Source organism: Phycicoccus avicenniae, assembly GCF_018139485.1.
In the GTDB taxonomy this organism is placed as follows: Bacteria; Actinomycetota; Actinomycetes; order Actinomycetales; family Dermatophilaceae; genus Phycicoccus; species Phycicoccus avicenniae.
The window spans coordinates 1-17,823 of the sequence record NZ_JAGSNF010000005.1 but is presented as its reverse complement, the minus strand read 5'-3'; the positions used below and the strand labels follow the sequence as shown (position 1 = coordinate 17,823).

Genomic DNA, 17,823 nt, shown 5'->3' with positions numbered 1-17,823 from the left:
CCCCCCCCCCGCCCCGGCGGCCCCTCGTGTCGGTCGGACGTGGTTCGCTGGGTCCGCACCCGCCCGACCAGGAAGGACCCTCCCCGTGACGGACACGACGACGACCGACGCCGGCCGGCGCGGCGCGTTCACCTCGCGCCGCGTCTTCATCCTCGCGGCCATCGGGTCGGCGGTCGGGCTCGGCAACATCTGGCGCTTCCCGTACGTCGCCTACGAGAACGGCGGCGGTGCGTTCCTCCTGCCGTACCTCGTCGCGCTGCTCACGGCCGGGATCCCCTTCCTCCTCCTCGACTACGCGCTCGGACACCGCGCCCGCGGTTCGGCACCGCTGTCCTTCGCGCGGACCGACCGTCGGACGGAGTGGATCGGCTGGTGGCAGGTGGGCATCTGCTTCGCCATCGCCGTGTACTACGCGGCGGTCATCGCCTGGGCCGTCCGCTACACCGGCTTCTCGCTGACGACGGCCTGGGGGGAGGACCCCGAGGGCTTCCTCTTCGGGTCCTTCCTCCAGGCCGGCGACCCCGGGGTGAGCCTCGACGTCGTGCCGGGCGTCCTCGTGCCGCTCGCCGTCGTCTGGCTCGTCGTCCTCGGGATCATGGCGCTCGGTGTGCAGAAGGGGATCGGCACGACCGCGGTCGTCTTCATCCCCGTCCTCGTCCTCGCCTTCCTCGCGCTCGTCGTCCAGGCCCTGCTCCTGCCGGGTGCCGGCGCCGGGCTCGATGCGCTGTTCAGCCCGAACTGGTCGGCCCTGGCGCAGACGTCGGTGTGGGCGGCGGCGTTCGGCCAGATCTTCTTCTCGCTGTCGGTCGGCTTCGGCATCATGATCACGTACAGCTCGTACGTCGGCCGCCGCGAGGACATGACCGGCTCGGGCCTCGTCGTCGGGTTCTCCAACTCCGGCTTCGAGCTGCTCGCGGGCATCGGCGTCTTCGCCGCCCTCGGGTTCATGGCCCAGGCGAACGGTGTCGCCGTCGACGAGGTCGCCTCCAGCGGGCTCGGCCTCGCGTTCGTCGCGTTCCCGGCGATCATCGGCGAGGCGCCGCTCGGCGCGCTGCTCGGCGTCCTCTTCTTCGGCTCGCTCGTCTTCGCGGGGATCACCTCGCTCGTCAGCGTCATCGAGGTCGTCGTCTCCGCGGTGCGCGACAAGTTCGAGATGACCCGGGTCGGCGCCACGGTCGCCGTCGTCGTGCCCTCGGCGCTCGTCAGCCTCGTCTTCTTCAGCACGACGAGCGGGGTCTACGTCCTCGACATCGTCGACCGGTTCGTCAACCAGTACGGCATCCTCCTCGCGGCCATCGCGAGCATGCTCGTCCTCGCCTGGGTGTCGCGGGCGCTCACGCCGCTCGCAGCCCACCTCAACCGCACCGGCTCGGTCCGGGTCGGTCGCTGGTGGGTGTGGCTCGTCGCCGCGGTCACCCCGGCGGCACTCACCGTCGTCCTCGTCCAGGAGCTCGTCACCGACCTCACGACGCCGTACGAGGGCTACCCGGGCTGGATGCTCGGCCTCTTCGGCTGGGGCGTCGCGGGCGCGGTCATCGTCCTGGGCGTCCTCGCCTCGTTCGTCCGCTGGCGCAAGGACACCCCGCTCACGATCCCCGAACCCGACGACAAGACGACGGAGGTGACCCGATGAGCGGTGGAGCGGTCGTCATGATGATCGTCGCGATGCTCGTCCTGTGGGGCGGGCTGGGGCTCGCGGTGTGGAACCTGACCCGCCGGGGCGACACCGGCGGGGCAGGCGGCACCGACGGGGACCCGGACTGGCAGCACCGCGACCTCTGACCGGGCCACGGTGCGGGTCGGTCAGTAGTCGACGGCGTCGCGCACCAGGGGGCACGTCATGCAGTGCCCGCCGCCGCGACCGCGGCCCAGCTCGGAGCCGACGATCTCGACGACCTCCACCCCGGCCTGGCGCAGCAGCGCGTTCGTCGTCGTGTTCCGGTCGTACGTGAAGACGACGCCCGGCTCGAGCGCGACGGCGTTGTTGCCGCTGTCCCACTGCTGGCGCTCGGAGGCGTAGACGTCCCCGCCGGTCTCGATGACCCGCAGGTCCCCGACCCCGAGCGCGTCGCCGACGACCTTCGTGAAGGTCCCCTCGCCGCGGTCCTCGACCTCGACGCCGGTGTCGTCGTCCGAGGGGTGGAGGACGAAGCTGTGGACCCCGTCCATGATCGTCGGGTAGAGCGTCACGACGTCCCGGTCGGCGAAGGTGAAGACGGTGTCGAGGTGCATCGCGGCGCGCAGCTGCGGCATCCCCGCGACGATGACCTTCTCCGCCGCGCCCTGGGCGAAGAGCGACGCCGCGACCTGGGTGATCCCCTGCCGGGAGGTGCGTTCGCTCATCCCCATGAGGACGACGCCGTTGCCGACGGGCATGACGTCCCCGCCCTCGACCGTCGCGTCGCCCCACGACGCCTCCGGGTCGCCCCACCAGATCGTCGACGGCGCGTACTCGGGGTGGAAGGTGTAGATCGCCTTGTAGAGCAGCGTCTCGTTCTCGCGCGCCGGCCAGTAGAGCGGGTTGAGGGTGAGCCCGCCGTAGACCCAGCACGTCGTGTCGCGGGTGTACAGGGTGTTCGGCAGCGGCGGCATGAGGTACTCGCGGGCGCCGGTCTGCTCACGGGCGAGCATCACGAACGGGGTGCGGTAGTCCTCGGGGAGGTCGGCGATGGCCAGCCCGCCGATGAGGAACTCCGCGAGGGCGGCGGGCGAGAGCGTCTCGAGGAAGGCCCGGGTGCGGTCGACGAGGCCGAGGCCGACCTGGTTGGCCGTGATCTTCCGGTCGAGCACCCAGTCCTTCGCGCCGGGGACGGCGAGGGTCTCGGCGAGCAGGTCGTGCAGCTCGACGACCTCGACCCCGCGCGCCTCGAGCTTGCCGACGAAGTCCGCGTGGTCCCGCTGGGCCTGCTCGACCCACATCACGTCGTCGAAGAGCAGCTCGTCGGCGTTGCTCGGCGTGAGCCGGCGGTGGGCCAGGCCCGGCCGGCAGACGAGCACCCGCCGCAGTCGGCCGACCTCGGAGTGGACCCCGTGGGTCGCGGGCTGGATCGTGCTCATGGGGGCCTTTCGACGTCGTGGTGCCGCCGGCGGTCCGGCGTCCTACCCTGCGGTACTCGTCGTGGTCGCAGCAGTTCCTGCAGGGTAGCCGGGCGGGTCGTCGGTCGGTCGGCGGCCGGCAGCCGCCACCGGCGGCGGGGCGACGACGACGGCGATGGCGGTCGTCGCGGGGATCGCGAGGACGAGCCCGATGGCGCTCGCGAGGGTGCGCACGACCTCGGCGGTGATGTCCTCGGACAGGAACAGCTGGCCGACGCCCTGGCCGGACAGCGAGATGAGCAGGAGGATCGGCAGCGCGGCCCCGGCGTAGGCGAAGACGATCGTGTAGACCGTCGACGCGAGGTGGTCCCGCCCGATCCGCATGCCCGAGGCGAAGAGGTCCCGGCGACTGCGGGCGGGATCGGCGGCGCGCAGCTCCCAGACGGCGGAGGTCTGGCTGATCGTCACGTCGTTGAGGACCCCGAACGCCGCGATGAGGACGCCGCAGGCCACGAGGTCGTGCAGCCGCACGTCGCTAGCGAGCGCCTGGAGCAGCCCGCTGCTCTCGTCCCCGACCCCGGTGAGCCGGGCGGCGTCGGACCCGGCGACGCCCGCGACCGCCGTGAGCGCCAGCCCGACGACCGTCCCGAGCAGCGCCGTCGACGTCCGCAGGCTCAGCCCGTGGGTGAGGTAGAGGACGAGGAGCATCGTCACCCCGGAGGCCGTGAGCCCGACGGCGACCGGGTCCGAGCCCCGGAGCAGGGCCGGTGCGACGAACCCGAGGAGGACGACACCGGCGACGCCGAGGCTGACGAGCGCGGCGAGGCCCCGCCACCGCGCGACGAGCAGCACGAGGACGACGAAGACCACCGCGAGGGTGACGAGCGGGACCGGCCGGTCGACGCCGGCGAACGAGTACGCCCCGTCGAGGGTCGCGCCCTGCTCGACCGCCTGCCCGAGCGCCTCGTCGGGCAGGCGGAGCAGCGTCACGGTGTCACCGGCCGCGAGACCGGACAGTGACACCTCCGGGGGGACCCGGACGGTCTGCTCGGTGCCGTCGTCGAGCCGGGCGGTCAGCTGCCCGCAGTCGGGCGAGCCGACCGGGGCGTCGTCGACCGCGTCCGGGACGACGGCCGGGCAGGCCTCGGTGAGCGAGACGACCTCGGCCTTCGGGAACGTCGCCCCGGGCACGGCGTAGTCGAAGGACTGGGTCTGCGGACGCTCGCCGCTCGGCCAGAGGGCGACGAGACCGAGGATGCTCACGGCCGCGGTGAGCAGCACGCACGCGACGACGACGACCCGGGTCACGAGCGGGGTCGGGGCCAGCGGGGTCGCCGGCTCGCCGCCGTGGGCCGCGGTGTCGGGCATCGGATGGTGGTGACCCATGCCGGACAGTGTCCCCGGCGGGGCGGGTCGATCCGCGCAGGCACCCCGGGGTGGGGCGAGGGGTCAGGTCGTCCGGGCGTCGGCCTCGGCGGCGGCCTTGAGCCGGACCAGCCCCTTCTCCATGTCCGGGCCGAGGAGCTCCTCCATCGGCTTGACGAGCGAGAACACCTTCATGCCGAGCGTCATGTCGCCGGAGGTCGTCCACTCGACGTGCGTCTCGTCCCCCTCGGGCGTCAGGTCGGAGGTCACCGTCGAGGTCGACGGGAACGGCTTCTCGAAGGCGAGCGCGATGTCGACCCGCTGGGCGGTCGCGTCGGTGATCTCCATGTGCCCGCGGCCCGCCTTGCGGTTGCCGGACCACGCGTAGCGGGCCCCGACCCCCGCGTCGGCACCGGAGTAGGTGCGGTCCATGTCCGGGTCGAGGTCGTCCCACGGGGACCAGCGCCGCCAGGAGCGGAAGTCGACGACGAGGGCGTGGACGCGGTCGGCGGGGGCGAGCACGATCGTCTCGCGGCGCACGGCGTAGGACGAGGCCATGCGCGACAGTGTCGCCCACGGCCGCCGGGCGGTCCAGGAGCCGCGCGGTCACTCCTCCCGGGGGGTGCTCGTGCGCAGCATCGGCGGCTGGAGGTCGCGGGCGGTCCCCCGCCGGTAGAGCAGGGCGGGCCGGCCGGCCGACCCGCCGGCCCCCCGGTCCTGCGTCGGCACGACGAACCCATCGGTCCCGAGCACCTTGCGCCGGAAGTTGCCGAGGTCCGGAGGCACCCCCCAGACCGCGGTGTAGACCCTCCGCAGCTCCGGGAGGGTGAAGGGCTCGGCGACGAACTCGCGGGCCAGGGTCGTGTACTCGAGCTTGGCGCGGATGCGCTCGCGGGCGTCCCGCAGGATCTGCGCGTGGTCGAAGGCGAGGGCCGGGGCGTCCGGCCCGCCGTCGAGGAGGTCGTCGACGGCCCACCACCGCGCCCCGGCGGCGTCGGAGCCCGCCGACGGCTCCGGCAGGTCGGGCGCGAAGGCGACGTGGGCGACGGAGACCACCCGGGCCCGGGGGTCCCGGTCCGGCGCCGAGTAGGTCCGCAGCTGCTCGAGGTGCCCCTCGAAGCGGTCGACCCCGGTCTCCTCGAGGAGCTCGCGCCACGCCGCGCTCTCGGCGTCCTCGGACGGCTCGACGAAACCCCCCGGCAGGGCCCACGCCCCCTCGAAGGGCTCGACCCCGCGCTCGACGAGCAGGACGGAGAAGACGCCCTCGCGGATGGTGAAGACGGCGAGGTCGACGGTGAGGGCGACGGCGGACCCCTCGGGCATCAGGAGACCTCCGCCCCGGCGGCGCGCATCTCCTCGAGCGCGGCGGCCGTCGTGTCCGGCGCCACCCCCGCGTGCAGCCCGGGCAGGAGCCGGACGGCGAACCCCTCGCGGCGGGCGTCGAGGACGGTGGCCCGGACGCAGTGGTCGGTGGCGATACCGGTGACGTCGACCCGCTCGACCCCGAGCGCGCGCAGGACGTCCACGAGGCGCCGACCGTCGTCGGTCTCGCCCTCGAAGGCGCTGTAGGCGGGCTCCCCGACCCCCTTGCGGACGTGGTGGGTCACGCCGGTCAGGTCGAGGTCGGGCGCGTAGTCGGAGCCCGCGCCCGTCGAGACGCAGTGCACCGGCCACGTCGCCCGGAAGTCCGGCTCCTCACCCGCGGGCGCGAAGTGCCCCCCGTTGTCGGAGTGCGGCTCGTGCCAGTCCCGCGACGCGACGACGGCCGCGTACGAGGGCCCGTGCCGCGCCACGTGGTCGCTGATCCCGCGCGCCACGGCGGCACCCCCCTCGACGCCGAGGGATCCGCCCTCGACGAAGTCGTTCTGCACGTCGACGACGATCAGGGCCGTGCTCATCGGTCCCACCTTCCTTCGGTGACGGTCAGGTACGGCGCGCCGCCGGAGACGACGCGGACGGGTTCGGGCAGGGACGCGACGGCGGCCCGGCAGTGCTCGCGGACGTCCTCGAGCGAGGGTTCGTGGACGACCCGGCCGGCCCGCACGACGGGGACCTGCACCGGGACGGCGTCCGGCTCGGGGTCGGGCCCGTCGCCCACCCGGTACCACTCGCGGACGACCACCCCGTCCTCGTACGCCCGGTACGCCCGCTTGGCCCCGCCGACGGAGATCTTGTCGTGGCTCCTCTTGGCGACCGGGCGCAGCGGACCCCCGGGCCGGTCGCCGACCGCCACGAGCTTGTAGACCATGCTCGCCGTCGGATGACCTGACCCCGTGACGAGCCGGGTCCCCACGCCGTAGCCGTCGATGGGGGCGTCGGCGAGGGCGGTGATGACGTACTCGTCGAGGTCGCTCGTCGCGACGATCCGGGTGTCGCGCGCCCCGAGGGAGTCCAGGACCCGGCGGGCCATCGCGGCCGTGTCCGCGAGGTCGCCCGAGTCGATGCGGATCGCCCCGAGGCCCGGGCCGGCGACCTCGACGGCGGTGCGGATGCCCTGCTCGGTGTCGTAGGTGTCGACGAGCAGCGTCGTCCCGACCCCCTGCGACGCGACCTGGCTCGCGAACGCCGCGGCCTCGCTCGCGTGGGCCAGGACGAAGGCGTGCGCCGCGGTCCCCGTCGTCGGGACGCCGTGCCGCAGGCCCGCCGCCAGGTTGCTCGTCGAGGCGAAGCCGGCGAGGTAGGCGGCGCGGGCGGAGGCGATCGCGGCCCCCTCGTGGGTGCGTCGGCTGCCCATCTCCACGAGCGGACGCCCCGCGGCGGCGGTGCTCATCCGCGCGGCCGCGCTCGCGACGGCCGAGTCGTGGTTGAGGACGCTGAGGACGAGCGTCTCGAGCACGACGCTCTCGGCGAGCGTGCCGCGGACGGTGAGCACGGGGCTGCCGGGGAAGTAGAGGTCGCCCTCGGGGTAGGCGTCGACGTCCCCCGTGAACCGGAAGGAGCGCAGGTAGTCGGCGGTCGGCTCGTCGACGACCCCGGCGTCGAGGAGCCACGCGACCTCGTCGGCGTCGAAGCGGACGTCCGCGAGCAGCGGGAGCAGCCGGCCGAGCCCGGCGACGACGCCGTACCGGCGCCCCTCGGGCAGTCGGCGGGCGAAGGTCTCGAAGACGGCCGGGTGGTCGGCGCGGCCGTCGCGGACGAACGCGGCGAGCATCGTCAGCTCGTAGCGGTCGGTGAGCATCCCGGGTGAGAGGTCCACGCCACCTCCTCGTCAAAGAGTCACTGTGACTATAACAGTCGGCGACCCGCCAGGCCGTCAGTCGGCGGCGGCGTGGGCCCGCGCGAGCAGCTCACGGACCGTCGGCCGTTCCGCGGGCGCAAGGCCGCCGAGGTGCTCGGACCGGAGCTCGGCCATGAACCGCTCCCACATCGGCGGCCCACCCTCGGCGAGCACCTCGGCGCGGGCTCGCAGCCCCGGGGTCGTCGGCCGGTGCCGGTAGCCCCACTCCCCGAGCACCGCGAGCGTGGGGACGAGGTCGATGGCGTCCGCGGTGAGCCGGTACTCGCTGCGCCGACCGGGGCCGGCGTCGTCCTTCGTCAGCAGACCCGACGCGACGAGCCGCTTGAGCCGGTCGGCGAGGATGTTCGAGGCGATGCCCTCCTGCGACCCCGCGAGGAGGTCGCGGAAGTGGCGTCGGTCGCCGAACACGATGTCGCGCAGGACGACGAGCGTCCACCGGTCGCCGAAGGCCTCGACCGCCGCGTTGATCGCACACCCGGACCGCGGACCGTCGTCCCGCATCCGTACACCTCTCGCTCCCTCGAACGCGCCTGACTGGTTGCAATCTACCACCGGTAGGTCTACCGTCGATCCAGTTGCAGACCGCAACCACCCGGCGACCGGTCGGGGGCCGAAGGGACGACGATGACCACGACGAGCCGCGTCGACGGACGCTTCAGCGACCCGGGGGCCACGGGCGACACCTGGGTGGAGGTGACCGAGCGGCTCGCCGCCGCCCAGATCGCGTGGATCGGGACGGTCCGCACCGACGGACGTCCGCACCTCACCCCGCTCGTCACCGTCTGGTTCGACGGAGCCCTCCACTTCTGCACCGGGGCCGACGAGCAGAAGCGTCGGAACCTCGCCCACGACGCGCGGATGCTCGTCCTCGTCGGCACCGGGAGCGCGTCCTGGGACGACGGCGCCGACGTCGTCGTCGAGGGCCGCGCCGAGCGCGTCACCGACCCCGCCACCCTCGACCGGCTGGCCGAGGCCTGGCGCGGACGATGGGACGGCCGGTGGCGGTTCGAGGTCGAGGACGGGGCCTTCACCGACGGGCACGGCCCCGCGCTCGTGCACCGCGTCGCCCCGGACAAGGTCCTCTCCTTCGGCCGCGGGGAGACCTTCCACCAGACCCGCCACGAGCCGCCGGCCCCCGAGGGGGGCACCCGATGAGTGCGCCCGCCCTGGGGCCCGAGGAGGTCGTCGACCTCGGGGACGTCCGGCTCTGCGTCCAGACCGCCGGCGACCCGGACGACCCCGTCGCCCTCCTCATCGCCGGGGCCGCCTCGCCGATGACGGCGTGGGACGACCGCTTCGTCCTCGGACTGGCCGCTGCGCGTCGCTTCGTCGTCCGCTACGACCACCGGGACACCGGCCGCTCGTCGACGGGCGCCCCCGGGTCGCCGGACTACACCGCTCGCGACCTGCAGCGGGACCCGCTGCGCATCCTGGACCACCTCGGTGTCGAGCGCGCCCACCTCGTCGGCGTCTCGATGGGCGGGGGCATCGTCCAGGAGATCGCGGCCCGACACCCCGAGCGGGTGCTCAGCGCCACCCTCGTCTCGACCTCCCCGGCGGGCCGCCGCCGCGACGACACCCCGCTGCCCGGCCCGACCCCGGCGGTCGCCGCGACGTTCTCGGACCCGGCACCCGCGCCCGACCCGGGCGACCCCGAAGCCGTCGTGGCCGCCCTCGTCGAGGGCGAGCGCCCCTTCGCCGGCGCCGTCGGGTTCGACGAGGACGCCGCGCGGGACGAGGCCCGCCACGTCGTGCGGAGGACCGAGGACCCGGCCGCTGCCTCCAACCACTTCCTCGTCGTCGGCGGCGAGGAGGACGGGGACGCGTTCCGGCTCGCCGACGTCACGGTGCCGACCCTCGTCGTCCACGGCACGACCGACCCGCTCTTCCCGCTCGAGCACGGCCGGGCCCTCGCCGCCGAGATCCCCGGCGCACGTCTGCTCGAGCTCACAGGGGGCGGACACGAGCACCCGCGCGATCCTCATCTGGAGAAGATCCTGAGAGCGGTCGTCGACCACACCGCCCCTTGACGCGGACCCGGCGAACCGGGCCGCCGTGACACCGACATCGTTCCCGAACCCACTCCGGCACAGGGATACTCGCACCACCGGATGCACCGGGGCGCGATCGTTCCCGGCCAGGGCGAGCCGGCGGGCCGCCGCGGCCCGACCCTCGACAGAGGACCGCGATCCGACGACGGGGGTTGTCACCGCCCGCGCGCCGTGGCAATGTAAGCCCTTACAAAGTTGTAAGCGCTTACAAGGAGGTGGCGCGGGATGGCGGCACATGCGTCCCCCGGCCCGGCGGGCACGACGATCTACTCGGTCGCCGACGCCGCCGGCGTCTCGATCGCCACGGTCTCCCGCGTCCTCGCCGGCTCCCAGGTCGTCTCCCAGCGCACCCGCGACAAGGTGCTCGCCGCCGTCGACCGCCTCGACTACACCCCCTCGGCCTCGGCCCGCAGCCTCGCCGTGCGCCAGCACGAGGCGCTCGGCCTCGTCCTGCCCGAGCTCGACGGTCCCTACTTCTCCGAGCTGCTCATGGGCTTCGAGGAGGCCGCCGCCGACCTCGGCCTGAGCGTCGTGCTCTCCCTCGCCGACCGCGGCCGTGGGCTCGACGCCACCCGCTTCCAGAGGCTCGCCGCCGGCGTCGACGGCCTCGCCGTCCTCGGCGGCATCGTCGACGACGAGGCCCTGCGCCGCACCGCCCGGCAGAAGCCGCTGCTCGTCGTCGCCGGCGCGGAGACCCCGGGCGTCGACCGGCTCTCGGCCGAGAACGTCACGAGCAGCACGGAGCTGACGTCCCACCTGCTCGGCACGCACGGCCGGACCGCGCCGGTGTTCGTCGGTGACCCGGACATCGCCCCCGACGTCCGCCAGCGGCACGACGGCTTCGTCGCCGCCCTCGAGGCGCACGACGTCGCGGTGCCCGAGCCACTGCGCGTCGGGCTGCGCGAGTCCGACGGCGTCGCCGCCGCCGAGCTGCTGCTCGCCCGGCACGCCCGGCCGGACGCCGTCGTGTGCGCCAACGACGAGACCGCCCTCGCCGTCCTCGACCGGCTCGTCGACGCCGGCCTCGACGTGCCGGGCGAGGTCTCGGTCACCGGGTGGGACGACATCATGACCGCCCGCTACGTCCGGCCGGGCCTGACGACGGTCCGCCAGCCGGTGCGCGAGCTCGGCGCCCTCGTCGCCCGCCGGCTCCACGAGCGCATCACCGGGGTCGACCCCGCACCCCAGGACGCGCTCGCGACCCGGGTCGTGCTGCGCGGCTCGTGCGGGTGCCCCGGCGACGCCCGACGCACCCGTCCCTGACCTCGACCCCACGACCCGGACGCCGCCCCACGGCATCCCCCGACACCCCCACCGCTCCCCTCACCCAGAAGAGAAAGAGAGCACGACAATGAGACGACCGACGACGACCGCCCTGGTCCTCGTGGCCTCCGCCGCCCTCACGCTGAGCGCGTGCGGGCGGGCCGAGACCGACGGTGCCGGCGGCGAGCCGCAGACCGGGACCGACGTCGCCGAGGGCGCCGCCGACGGCACCATCACCGTGTGGGCGATGGGCGCCGAGGGCGAGAAGCTGCCCGACCTCGCCGCGCAGTTCGAGGAGGAGAACCCGGGCGCGAAGGTCAACGTCACCGCGATCCCGTGGGACGCCGCGCACGACAAGTTCACGACCGCGATCACCGCGAACAGCCTCCCCGACGCCGCGATGGTCGGCACGACGTGGATGGGCGAGTTCGCCGGCCTCGACGCGCTCGACCCGCTGCCCGAGAACCTCGAGGTGGACGGCTTCTTCGAGGGCGCCCAGGGCACGACCGAGGTCGACGGCACCTCGTACGGCATCCCGTGGTACGTCGAGACGCGTCTCCTCTACTACCGCACCGACCTCGCCGAGCAGGCCGGCTTCGACGAGGCTCCCACGACGTGGGAGGGCCTGAAGGAGATGGCCAAGGCGATGCAGACCGAGGCGGGCGCCGAGTACGGCATCGGCCTCCAGGCCGGCGGCACCGGGTCCTGGCAGACGGTCATGCCGTTCGCCTGGGGCGAGGGCGCCGAGCTCACCGACGGCGAGGGCTACACCTTCGACACCCCGGAGATGCTCGAGGCCGTCGAGTACTACCAGTCCTTCTTCGACGAGGGCATCGCGAACAAGAGCGCCCCGGCGCAGCCGACGACCGAGCCCGACTTCGTGAGCGGCGACGTCCCGATGTTCATCTCCGGCCCGTGGATGATGTCCGCGGTCGAGGAGGTCGGCGGCGAGGGCTTCGAGGACAAGTACTCCGTCGCGAAGATCCCCGAGGGCAGCGCCGGCTCGTCCTCCTTCGTCGGCGGCTCCGACTTCGTCGTCTTCAAGAGCTCGCAGGAGCGCGACACCGCGTGGAAGTTCGTCGAGTTCCTCGCCGACCCCGAGGTCCAGGCGACCTGGTACGACATGTCGACCGACCTTCCCTCGGTCCAGTCCGCCTGGGACACCGACGCCCTCGCCTCGGACGAGAAGCTCTCCGTCTTCGGCGAGCAGCTCGAGACCGCCAAGGCCCCGCCGTCGTACCCGACGTGGGAGCAGGTCGTCGCCTCGCTCGACACCGAGCTGGAGAAGGTCACCAAGACCGGCGCCGACCCCGCGGAGGCGCTGAAGACCGTCCAGCAGCAGGCCGACAGCATCGGCACCGGTCAGTGACATGACCGCGACGACCGCCCCGCCGGCACCCCCCGGCGAGACCACCGCCCCGGGCGGCGGCAAGCGCACGCGCGCCGCCGCCCGGGCGGAGGGGCGGGCCGCGTGGATCCTCGCCCTCCCGTTCTGCCTGCTCTTCCTCGTCTTCACGCTGTGGCCCGTCGTCCAGTCGCTCTTCATGAGCTTCACGGACACCCGCTCGCGGGACCTGCGCACCCCGTTCAACGTCAACGTCATCGGGCTCGAGAACTACACGCGGGCCTTCGCCGACCCGGTCTTCCGGCAGGCGATGGCGAACACGGCCTACTTCGTGCTCGTCGGGGTCCCGCTCACGCTCACCGTGGCGCTCGCCGCGGCGGTCGCGCTCAACCGCGGGATCTCGAAGCTGCGCGGCGTGTTCCGCCTCGGCTTCTACACCCCGGTCATCACCTCGATCGTGGCGGTCGCCGTCGTGTGGCGCTTCCTCCTCGAGACCGACTACGGGCTCATCAATACCGCGCTCGCGTGGGTGGGCATCGACGGCCCGAACTGGCTCGGCGACCCGAACTGGTCGATGCCGTCGCTCATCATGATGGCGACCTGGCGCAACTTCGGCACCGGCATGATCATCTTCCTCGCCGGCCTGCAGTCCGTGCCGTGGCACCTCCACGAGGCGGCCGCCATCGACGGGGCGTCGGCGTGGCAGCGGTTCCGCCACATCACCCTGCCGATGATGCGCCCGACGATCCTCTTCGTCTCGGTGACGACCGGCATCGGCTACCTGCAGTTCTTCGAGGAGCCGTACGTCATGACGTCCGGCGGCCCGCTGAACTCGACGATCTCGATGTCGATGTACACGTACAACCAGTTCGGCTTCGGCAACTACGGGTTCGCCGCGTCGCTCAGCTACATCATCTTCGTCATCGTCGCCGTCGTCACCGCCATCCAGTTCCGACTGCTGAGGGAGAACGACTGACATGCTGGGCAGCAGGAAGCAGCAGTACTGGCTCTACGGCGTCCTCGCCGTCGCGCTCGTCGCGGTCATCGCCCCGTTCGTGTGGATGGTCCTCGGCTCGTTCAAGACCACCGGCGAGCTGCGGCAGTCCCCGCCCACGTGGTGGCCGGAGACCGCGACGCTCGACAACTACACCCAGCTGTTCGCGCGGCTCGACTTCGGTGGCTACTTCACCAACTCCATCGTCGTCGCGACCGCCGTCACGGCGGGCAACCTCGTCTTCTGCTCGATGCTCGGGTACGCCCTGGCGATGCTCGACTTCCGCGGCAAGCGGGCGCTGTTCGTCGTCGTCATGACGACCCTCATGATCCCCGGCGTCGTCACCTTCGTCCCGCTCTTCGTGCTCGTCGCGAACGCCGGGCTCGTCGACACCCTGCCGGGGCTGTTCCTGCCGTTCCTCGTGAGCCCGTTCGGGGTCTTCCTCATGCGCCAGTTCATCCTCGGGCTGCCGCGGGACCTCGTCGACGCGGGCCGGGTCGACGGTGCGGGCGAGCTGCGCATCTACTGGCGCATCATCCTGCCGCTGTGCGGGCCCGCGCTCGCGACGCTCGGGATCCTCACGTTCCTCGGCAGCTGGAACAACTTCCTCTGGCCGCTCGTCGTGGCGCAGACCGAGCAGAGCTACACCCTGCCCGTCGCGCTCGCGCTCTACAGCACCGGGCAGAACAGCACCCAGTACGGGCTGCTGCTCGCCGGCGCCACGGTCGTCGTCCTTCCCGTCCTCGTCGTCTTCATGATCTTCCAGCGACGGTTCATCGAGGGCATCGCGACGACCGGCATCAAGTGACGCCACCCCACGTGACGTCCCGCCCCCACGTGACACCCCGCCCGCCGCGGGCCCCTCTCGGCACGGACCCCCCACCCAAGGAGAACCGACCATGACCCCCCGACCGACCCTCCACGTCCCGACCTCCGCCTCCCGACGCCAGCTCCTCCTCGGTGGTGTCGCGGCCCTCGGGACCGTCGCCACCGGCGCTGCGGCCGCTGCCCCCGCGGCCGCCCGCACCCCCTCGGCCGCCCCCGCGTTCCTGCGCGGTGCGGCGACCGACTGGGACCCCGCCACCGTCCGCCGCTGGGCGAGCGACACGTGGGACTCGCTCGTCGCGATGACCGACGAGGAGACGGGGCTGATCGCCGACAACATCCCCGCCTCGCTCGGCGCCTCGGAGCGCAGCGGCTACACCTCGCCGACGAACATCGGCGGGTACCTGTGGAGCGCCGTCGTCGCCCGCGAGCTCGGCATCATCACGCCCGGGGAGATGACGCGCCGGGTCCGCCGGACCCTCACGACCCTGCTGCGGATGGAGCACCACGAGCCGTCGGGCATGTACTACAACTGGTACGACGAGGCCTCCGGGGACGTGCTGCGCGAGTGGCCGACCACCGGTGAGCGGGTCGTCCCGTTCGTCTCCAGCGTCGACAGCGGTTGGCTCGGCGCGGCGCTCATGGTCGTGCGCGAGGCCGTCCCGGGGGCCCGGAAGATGGCCGACGAGCTCTTCGGCCGGATGCGCTGGGACGTCTTCTACAACCCCGGCGACGACCCGGACCACCCCACGGTGCGCCCCGGCGGCCTCATGCACGGCGGGTTCTACCCGTCCGAGGACGGCCGCCCCGGCGGGACGTACCAGGGCACCCACATCGGCGGCGACCCCGTCTGGCTCACGACGCACCACTACGACACCGCCGTGTCCGAGACCCGGATCACGAGCTACCTCGGCATCCTCACCGGCCAGGTGCCGGGGAAGCACTGGTTCGCCGCGTGGCGCACCTTCCCGGAGTCCTGCGACTGGTCCTGGCACGAGATGCAGCCCGTCGGCGAGACCCGGACCTACCTCGGGGTCGACGTCTACGAGGGCGCCTACACCTACCGCGGGATGCGGATCGTGCCCGGCTGGGGCGGCTCGATGTTCGAGGAGCTCATGCCCGACGTGTTCGTCCCCGAGGAGACGTGGGCACCGCGGTCCTGGGGCCGCAACCACCCCCTGCACGTGCGGGCCCAGCGCGAGCACGGTCTGATCGAGGCCGGCTACGGCTACTGGGGCTTCTCCCCCGCCTCCGACCCGTTCGACAACTACCGCGAGTACGGCGTCGACGCCCTGGGCCTCAACCCCGACGGCTACTTCTCCGACCGCGAGATGACGAACTACGACCCGGGCTTCGGCGACTGCCGCGAGGGCACGAACCCGAACCCCGAGTACGGCGACGGCGTCGTCACCCCGCACGCCGCGTTCCTCGCGATGATGCACGAGCCGCAGGAGGCCTTCACCAACCTCGCGAAGATCGAGACCGAGCTCGGGGCGTACGGGTCGGGCGGCTTCCACGACGCCGTCGCGGTCGGCTCCGGCACCGTCGCCGAGCGCTTCCTCTCGCTCGACCAGGCGATGATCATGGGTGCCGTCGGCAACGTCCTCGGCAACGACGTCGTCCGTCGGGCGTTCTCGACGAAGGCCGTCGAGAAGGCGCTCCGTCCGGTCATCGGCATGGAGGAGTTCGGGGCGGGTCTCGCATGACGGCCACCACCGTCGGCGGTGCCCCCGCCACCGCCCATCCCGCGACCGCCGACACCCCGGCCTGGCGCGACCTCAACGGCAACGGGGTCATGGACCCCTACGAGGACCCGCGCCTGTCCCCGGAGGAGCGCACCGAGGACCTGCTCGGCCGGCTCTCCCTCGAGGAGAAGGTCGGGCTGATGTTCCACACCGTCATCGAGGCGGGTGAGGACGGCGACGTCCTCGAGGAGCCGGGGAAGATCAGCAAGTCCCCGACGAGCGACGTCGTCCTCGGCAAGCACCTCACGCACTTCAACGTGCACGCCCTGCGCGACGCCCGGCAGGCCGCGAGCTGGAGCAACGCGCTCCAGCGGCTCGCCGAGCGCAGCCCGCACGGGATCCCCGTCACGGTGAGCACCGACCCCCGGCACGCGTTCATCGAGAACGCCGGGGTGTCCTTCGCCGCCGGGTCGTTCTCGCAGTGGCCCGAGCCCCTCGGGCTCGCGGCGCTGCGGGACGTCGACGCCGTCCGCCGGTTCGCCGACATCGCCCGCCAGGAGTACCGGGCCGTCGGCATCCGGGCGGCACTGCACCCGACCCTCGACCTCGCGACCGAGCCCCGCTGGGCCCGGCAGGCGGGGACGTTCGGCCAGAACCCGGGCCTCGCGGGCGACCTCGGCGTCGCCTACCTCGAGGGCTTCCAGGTCTCGGCCGGGCTCGGCGCGGACAGCGTCTCGTGCGTGACGAAGCACTTCCCCGGCGGCGGCCCGCAGAAGGACGGCGAGGACGCGCACTTCCCGTACGGCCGCGAGCAGGTCTACGGCGGAGGCCGGTTCGAGGACCACCTCGCCCCGTTCCCCCGCGCCATCGAGGCCGGGACCGCGGCGATCATGCCGTACTACGGGATGCCCGTCGGGCTCGAGATCGACGGCGAGGCCGTCGAGGAGGTCGGGTTCGGCTACAACCGCCGGATCGTCACCGACCTGCTCCGTGAGCAGCTCGGCTTCGACGGCGTCGTCCTCACCGACTGGGAGCTCGTCAACGACAACCACGTCGGGGACCAGGTCCTGCCGGCCCGGGCGTGGGGCGTCGAGCACCTCGACCCGGCCGGCCGGATGGAGCTCATCCTGCACGCCGGCGCCGACCAGTTCGGCGGCGAGGAGTGCGTCGACCTGCTCCTCGATCTCGTCCGCTCCGGGCGGGTCACCGAGGCCCGCATCGACGAGTCGGCCCGCCGGCTGCTCCTCGTGAAGTTCCGGCTCGGGCTGTTCGACGACCCGTTCGTCGACGAGGCCGCCGCGATGGCCACCCTCGGCAAGGACGAGTTCCGCCGCGCCGGGTACGAGGCCCAGGCCCGCTCGGTCACCGTCCTGCAGAACGAGGCCGTCGGCGACGGCGCGGGGGTCGGGCCGGTCCTGCCGCTGCGTCCCGGGGCGCGGGTCTACGCCGAGGGCGTCGGCGCCGAGCAGCTCTCGGCCGCGGGGCTCGTCTCCGTCGCCACCCCGGAGGAGGCCGATCTCGCCCTCGTGCGCACCTCGGCGCCCTTCGAGCCGCGGGACGACCTGTTCCTCGAGGCATGGTTCCGGCAGGGGTCGCTCGACTTCCCGCCGGGGTTCGTCACCCGGATGCAGCGGATCGCCGCGCAGTGCCCGGTGGTCCTCGACGTCTCCCTCGACCGGCCGGCGGTGCTCACGCCGCTCGTGCCGGTGTGCACGGCCGTCACCGCGACCTACGGGAGCAGTGACGCGGCCTGGCTCGACGCGCTGACCGGGGCGATCCCGCCGGTCGGGCGGCTGCCCTTCGACGTGCCGTCCTCGATGGAGGCGGTGCGCCGGCACCCGGAGGACGTGCCGGGCTTCGGGGAGGACGCCCTGTTCCCGTGCGGGCACGGACTCGCACTGAGCCACGTGGACTGAGCGTCCACCCGAGGCGTGGGGGGGGGGGCGGGGGGCCGGGGGGGGGGGCCCCCCCCCCCCCCCCCCCCCCCCCCCCCCCCCCCCCCCCCCGGCGGGGGGGGCCCC

At 73.3% G+C, this 17,823-nt stretch carries 17 protein-coding genes; 10 read left to right on the top strand and 7 right to left on the bottom strand.

Annotation, left to right across the window (positions count from 1 at the left end; genetic code table 11):
- Positions 1-85: 85 nt before the first annotated feature.
- Both KC207_RS05585 and KC207_RS05580 read left to right on the top strand, forming a co-directional pair.
- Positions 86-1,633 carry a sodium-dependent transporter gene (locus KC207_RS05585; RefSeq protein ID WP_211601933.1) on the top strand — a complete coding sequence of 516 codons (1,548 nt, stop codon included), beginning with the start codon at positions 86-88 and terminating at the stop codon, positions 1,631-1,633.
- Positions 1,630-1,782 carry a methionine/alanine import family NSS transporter small subunit gene (locus KC207_RS05580; protein ID WP_211601932.1) on the top strand — a complete coding sequence of 51 codons (153 nt, stop codon included), beginning with the start codon at positions 1,630-1,632 and terminating at the stop codon, positions 1,780-1,782. Before KC207_RS05585 ends, KC207_RS05580 begins: the two co-directional genes overlap by 4 nt.
- Before the next feature lie 21 nt (positions 1,783-1,803).
- Here the strand turns inward: KC207_RS05580 and arcA are convergent, their stop codons facing one another.
- From arcA to KC207_RS05545, 7 genes are all read right to left on the bottom strand, one after another.
- Positions 1,804-3,057: an arginine deiminase gene (arcA, locus tag KC207_RS05575; RefSeq protein ID WP_211601931.1), complete on the bottom strand. Its 1,254-nt coding sequence runs from the start codon at positions 3,055-3,057 to the stop codon at positions 1,804-1,806.
- A 42-nt stretch (positions 3,058-3,099) separates the two neighbouring features.
- The gene (locus KC207_RS05570; protein ID WP_211601930.1) at positions 3,100-4,404 is read right to left on the bottom strand and encodes a YibE/F family protein; all 1,305 of its coding nucleotides are present in this window, start codon (positions 4,402-4,404) and stop codon (positions 3,100-3,102) included.
- Between the two features lie 81 nt (positions 4,405-4,485).
- Positions 4,486-4,959 (bottom strand): SRPBCC family protein, encoded by a 474-nt coding sequence (locus KC207_RS05565; protein WP_211601929.1) that lies wholly within the window; start codon positions 4,957-4,959, stop codon positions 4,486-4,488.
- Positions 4,960-5,007: 48 nt separating this feature from the next.
- Positions 5,008-5,724, bottom strand: a complete 717-nt coding sequence (locus KC207_RS05560) for an NUDIX hydrolase (RefSeq protein WP_211601928.1) — start codon at positions 5,722-5,724, stop codon at positions 5,008-5,010.
- Positions 5,724-6,299 carry an isochorismatase family protein gene (locus KC207_RS05555; RefSeq protein ID WP_211601927.1) on the bottom strand — a complete coding sequence of 192 codons (576 nt, stop codon included), beginning with the start codon at positions 6,297-6,299 and terminating at the stop codon, positions 5,724-5,726. Before KC207_RS05555 ends, KC207_RS05560 begins: the two co-directional genes overlap by 1 nt.
- A complete protein-coding gene (locus KC207_RS05550; RefSeq protein ID WP_302466990.1) occupies positions 6,296-7,597 on the bottom strand; it encodes a nicotinate phosphoribosyltransferase in 1,302 nt (433 codons plus the stop codon). The genes KC207_RS05555 and KC207_RS05550 overlap by 4 nt, the downstream gene beginning before the upstream one ends.
- 57 nt (positions 7,598-7,654) lie before the next feature.
- Complete coding sequence (locus KC207_RS05545) at positions 7,655-8,140, bottom strand: winged helix-turn-helix transcriptional regulator (protein ID WP_211601926.1); 486 nt, start codon at positions 8,138-8,140, stop codon at positions 7,655-7,657.
- Positions 8,141-8,263: 123 nt separating this feature from the next.
- On the opposite strand from KC207_RS05545, the gene KC207_RS05540 reads away from it, so the two are divergent.
- From KC207_RS05540 to KC207_RS05505, 8 genes are all read left to right on the top strand, one after another.
- The gene (locus tag KC207_RS05540) at positions 8,264-8,794 is read left to right on the top strand and encodes a pyridoxamine 5'-phosphate oxidase family protein (protein ID WP_211601925.1); all 531 of its coding nucleotides are present in this window, start codon (positions 8,264-8,266) and stop codon (positions 8,792-8,794) included.
- Positions 8,791-9,669 carry an alpha/beta fold hydrolase gene (locus KC207_RS05535; protein WP_211601924.1) on the top strand — a complete coding sequence of 293 codons (879 nt, stop codon included), beginning with the start codon at positions 8,791-8,793 and terminating at the stop codon, positions 9,667-9,669. The genes KC207_RS05540 and KC207_RS05535 overlap by 4 nt, the downstream gene beginning before the upstream one ends.
- Positions 9,670-9,915: 246 nt before the next feature.
- Positions 9,916-10,953: a LacI family DNA-binding transcriptional regulator gene (locus KC207_RS05530; RefSeq protein WP_211601923.1), complete on the top strand. Its 1,038-nt coding sequence runs from the start codon at positions 9,916-9,918 to the stop codon at positions 10,951-10,953.
- An 88-nt stretch (positions 10,954-11,041) separates the two neighbouring features.
- Positions 11,042-12,322 carry a sugar ABC transporter substrate-binding protein gene (locus tag KC207_RS05525; RefSeq protein WP_211601922.1) on the top strand — a complete coding sequence of 427 codons (1,281 nt, stop codon included), beginning with the start codon at positions 11,042-11,044 and terminating at the stop codon, positions 12,320-12,322.
- 1 nt (position 12,323) lies between these two features.
- Positions 12,324-13,274, top strand: a complete 951-nt coding sequence (locus tag KC207_RS05520) for a carbohydrate ABC transporter permease (protein WP_211601921.1) — start codon at positions 12,324-12,326, stop codon at positions 13,272-13,274.
- 1 nt (position 13,275) lies between these two features.
- Positions 13,276-14,100 carry a carbohydrate ABC transporter permease gene (locus KC207_RS05515; protein ID WP_211601920.1) on the top strand — a complete coding sequence of 275 codons (825 nt, stop codon included), beginning with the start codon at positions 13,276-13,278 and terminating at the stop codon, positions 14,098-14,100.
- 91 nt (positions 14,101-14,191) lie between these two features.
- The gene (locus KC207_RS05510) at positions 14,192-15,823 is read left to right on the top strand and encodes a glucoamylase family protein (RefSeq protein ID WP_211601919.1); all 1,632 of its coding nucleotides are present in this window, start codon (positions 14,192-14,194) and stop codon (positions 15,821-15,823) included.
- Complete coding sequence (locus tag KC207_RS05505) at positions 15,820-17,718, top strand: glycoside hydrolase family 3 protein (protein WP_211601918.1); 1,899 nt, start codon at positions 15,820-15,822, stop codon at positions 17,716-17,718. The genes KC207_RS05510 and KC207_RS05505 overlap by 4 nt, the downstream gene beginning before the upstream one ends.
- The last annotated feature ends 105 nt before the right edge of the window (positions 17,719-17,823 follow it).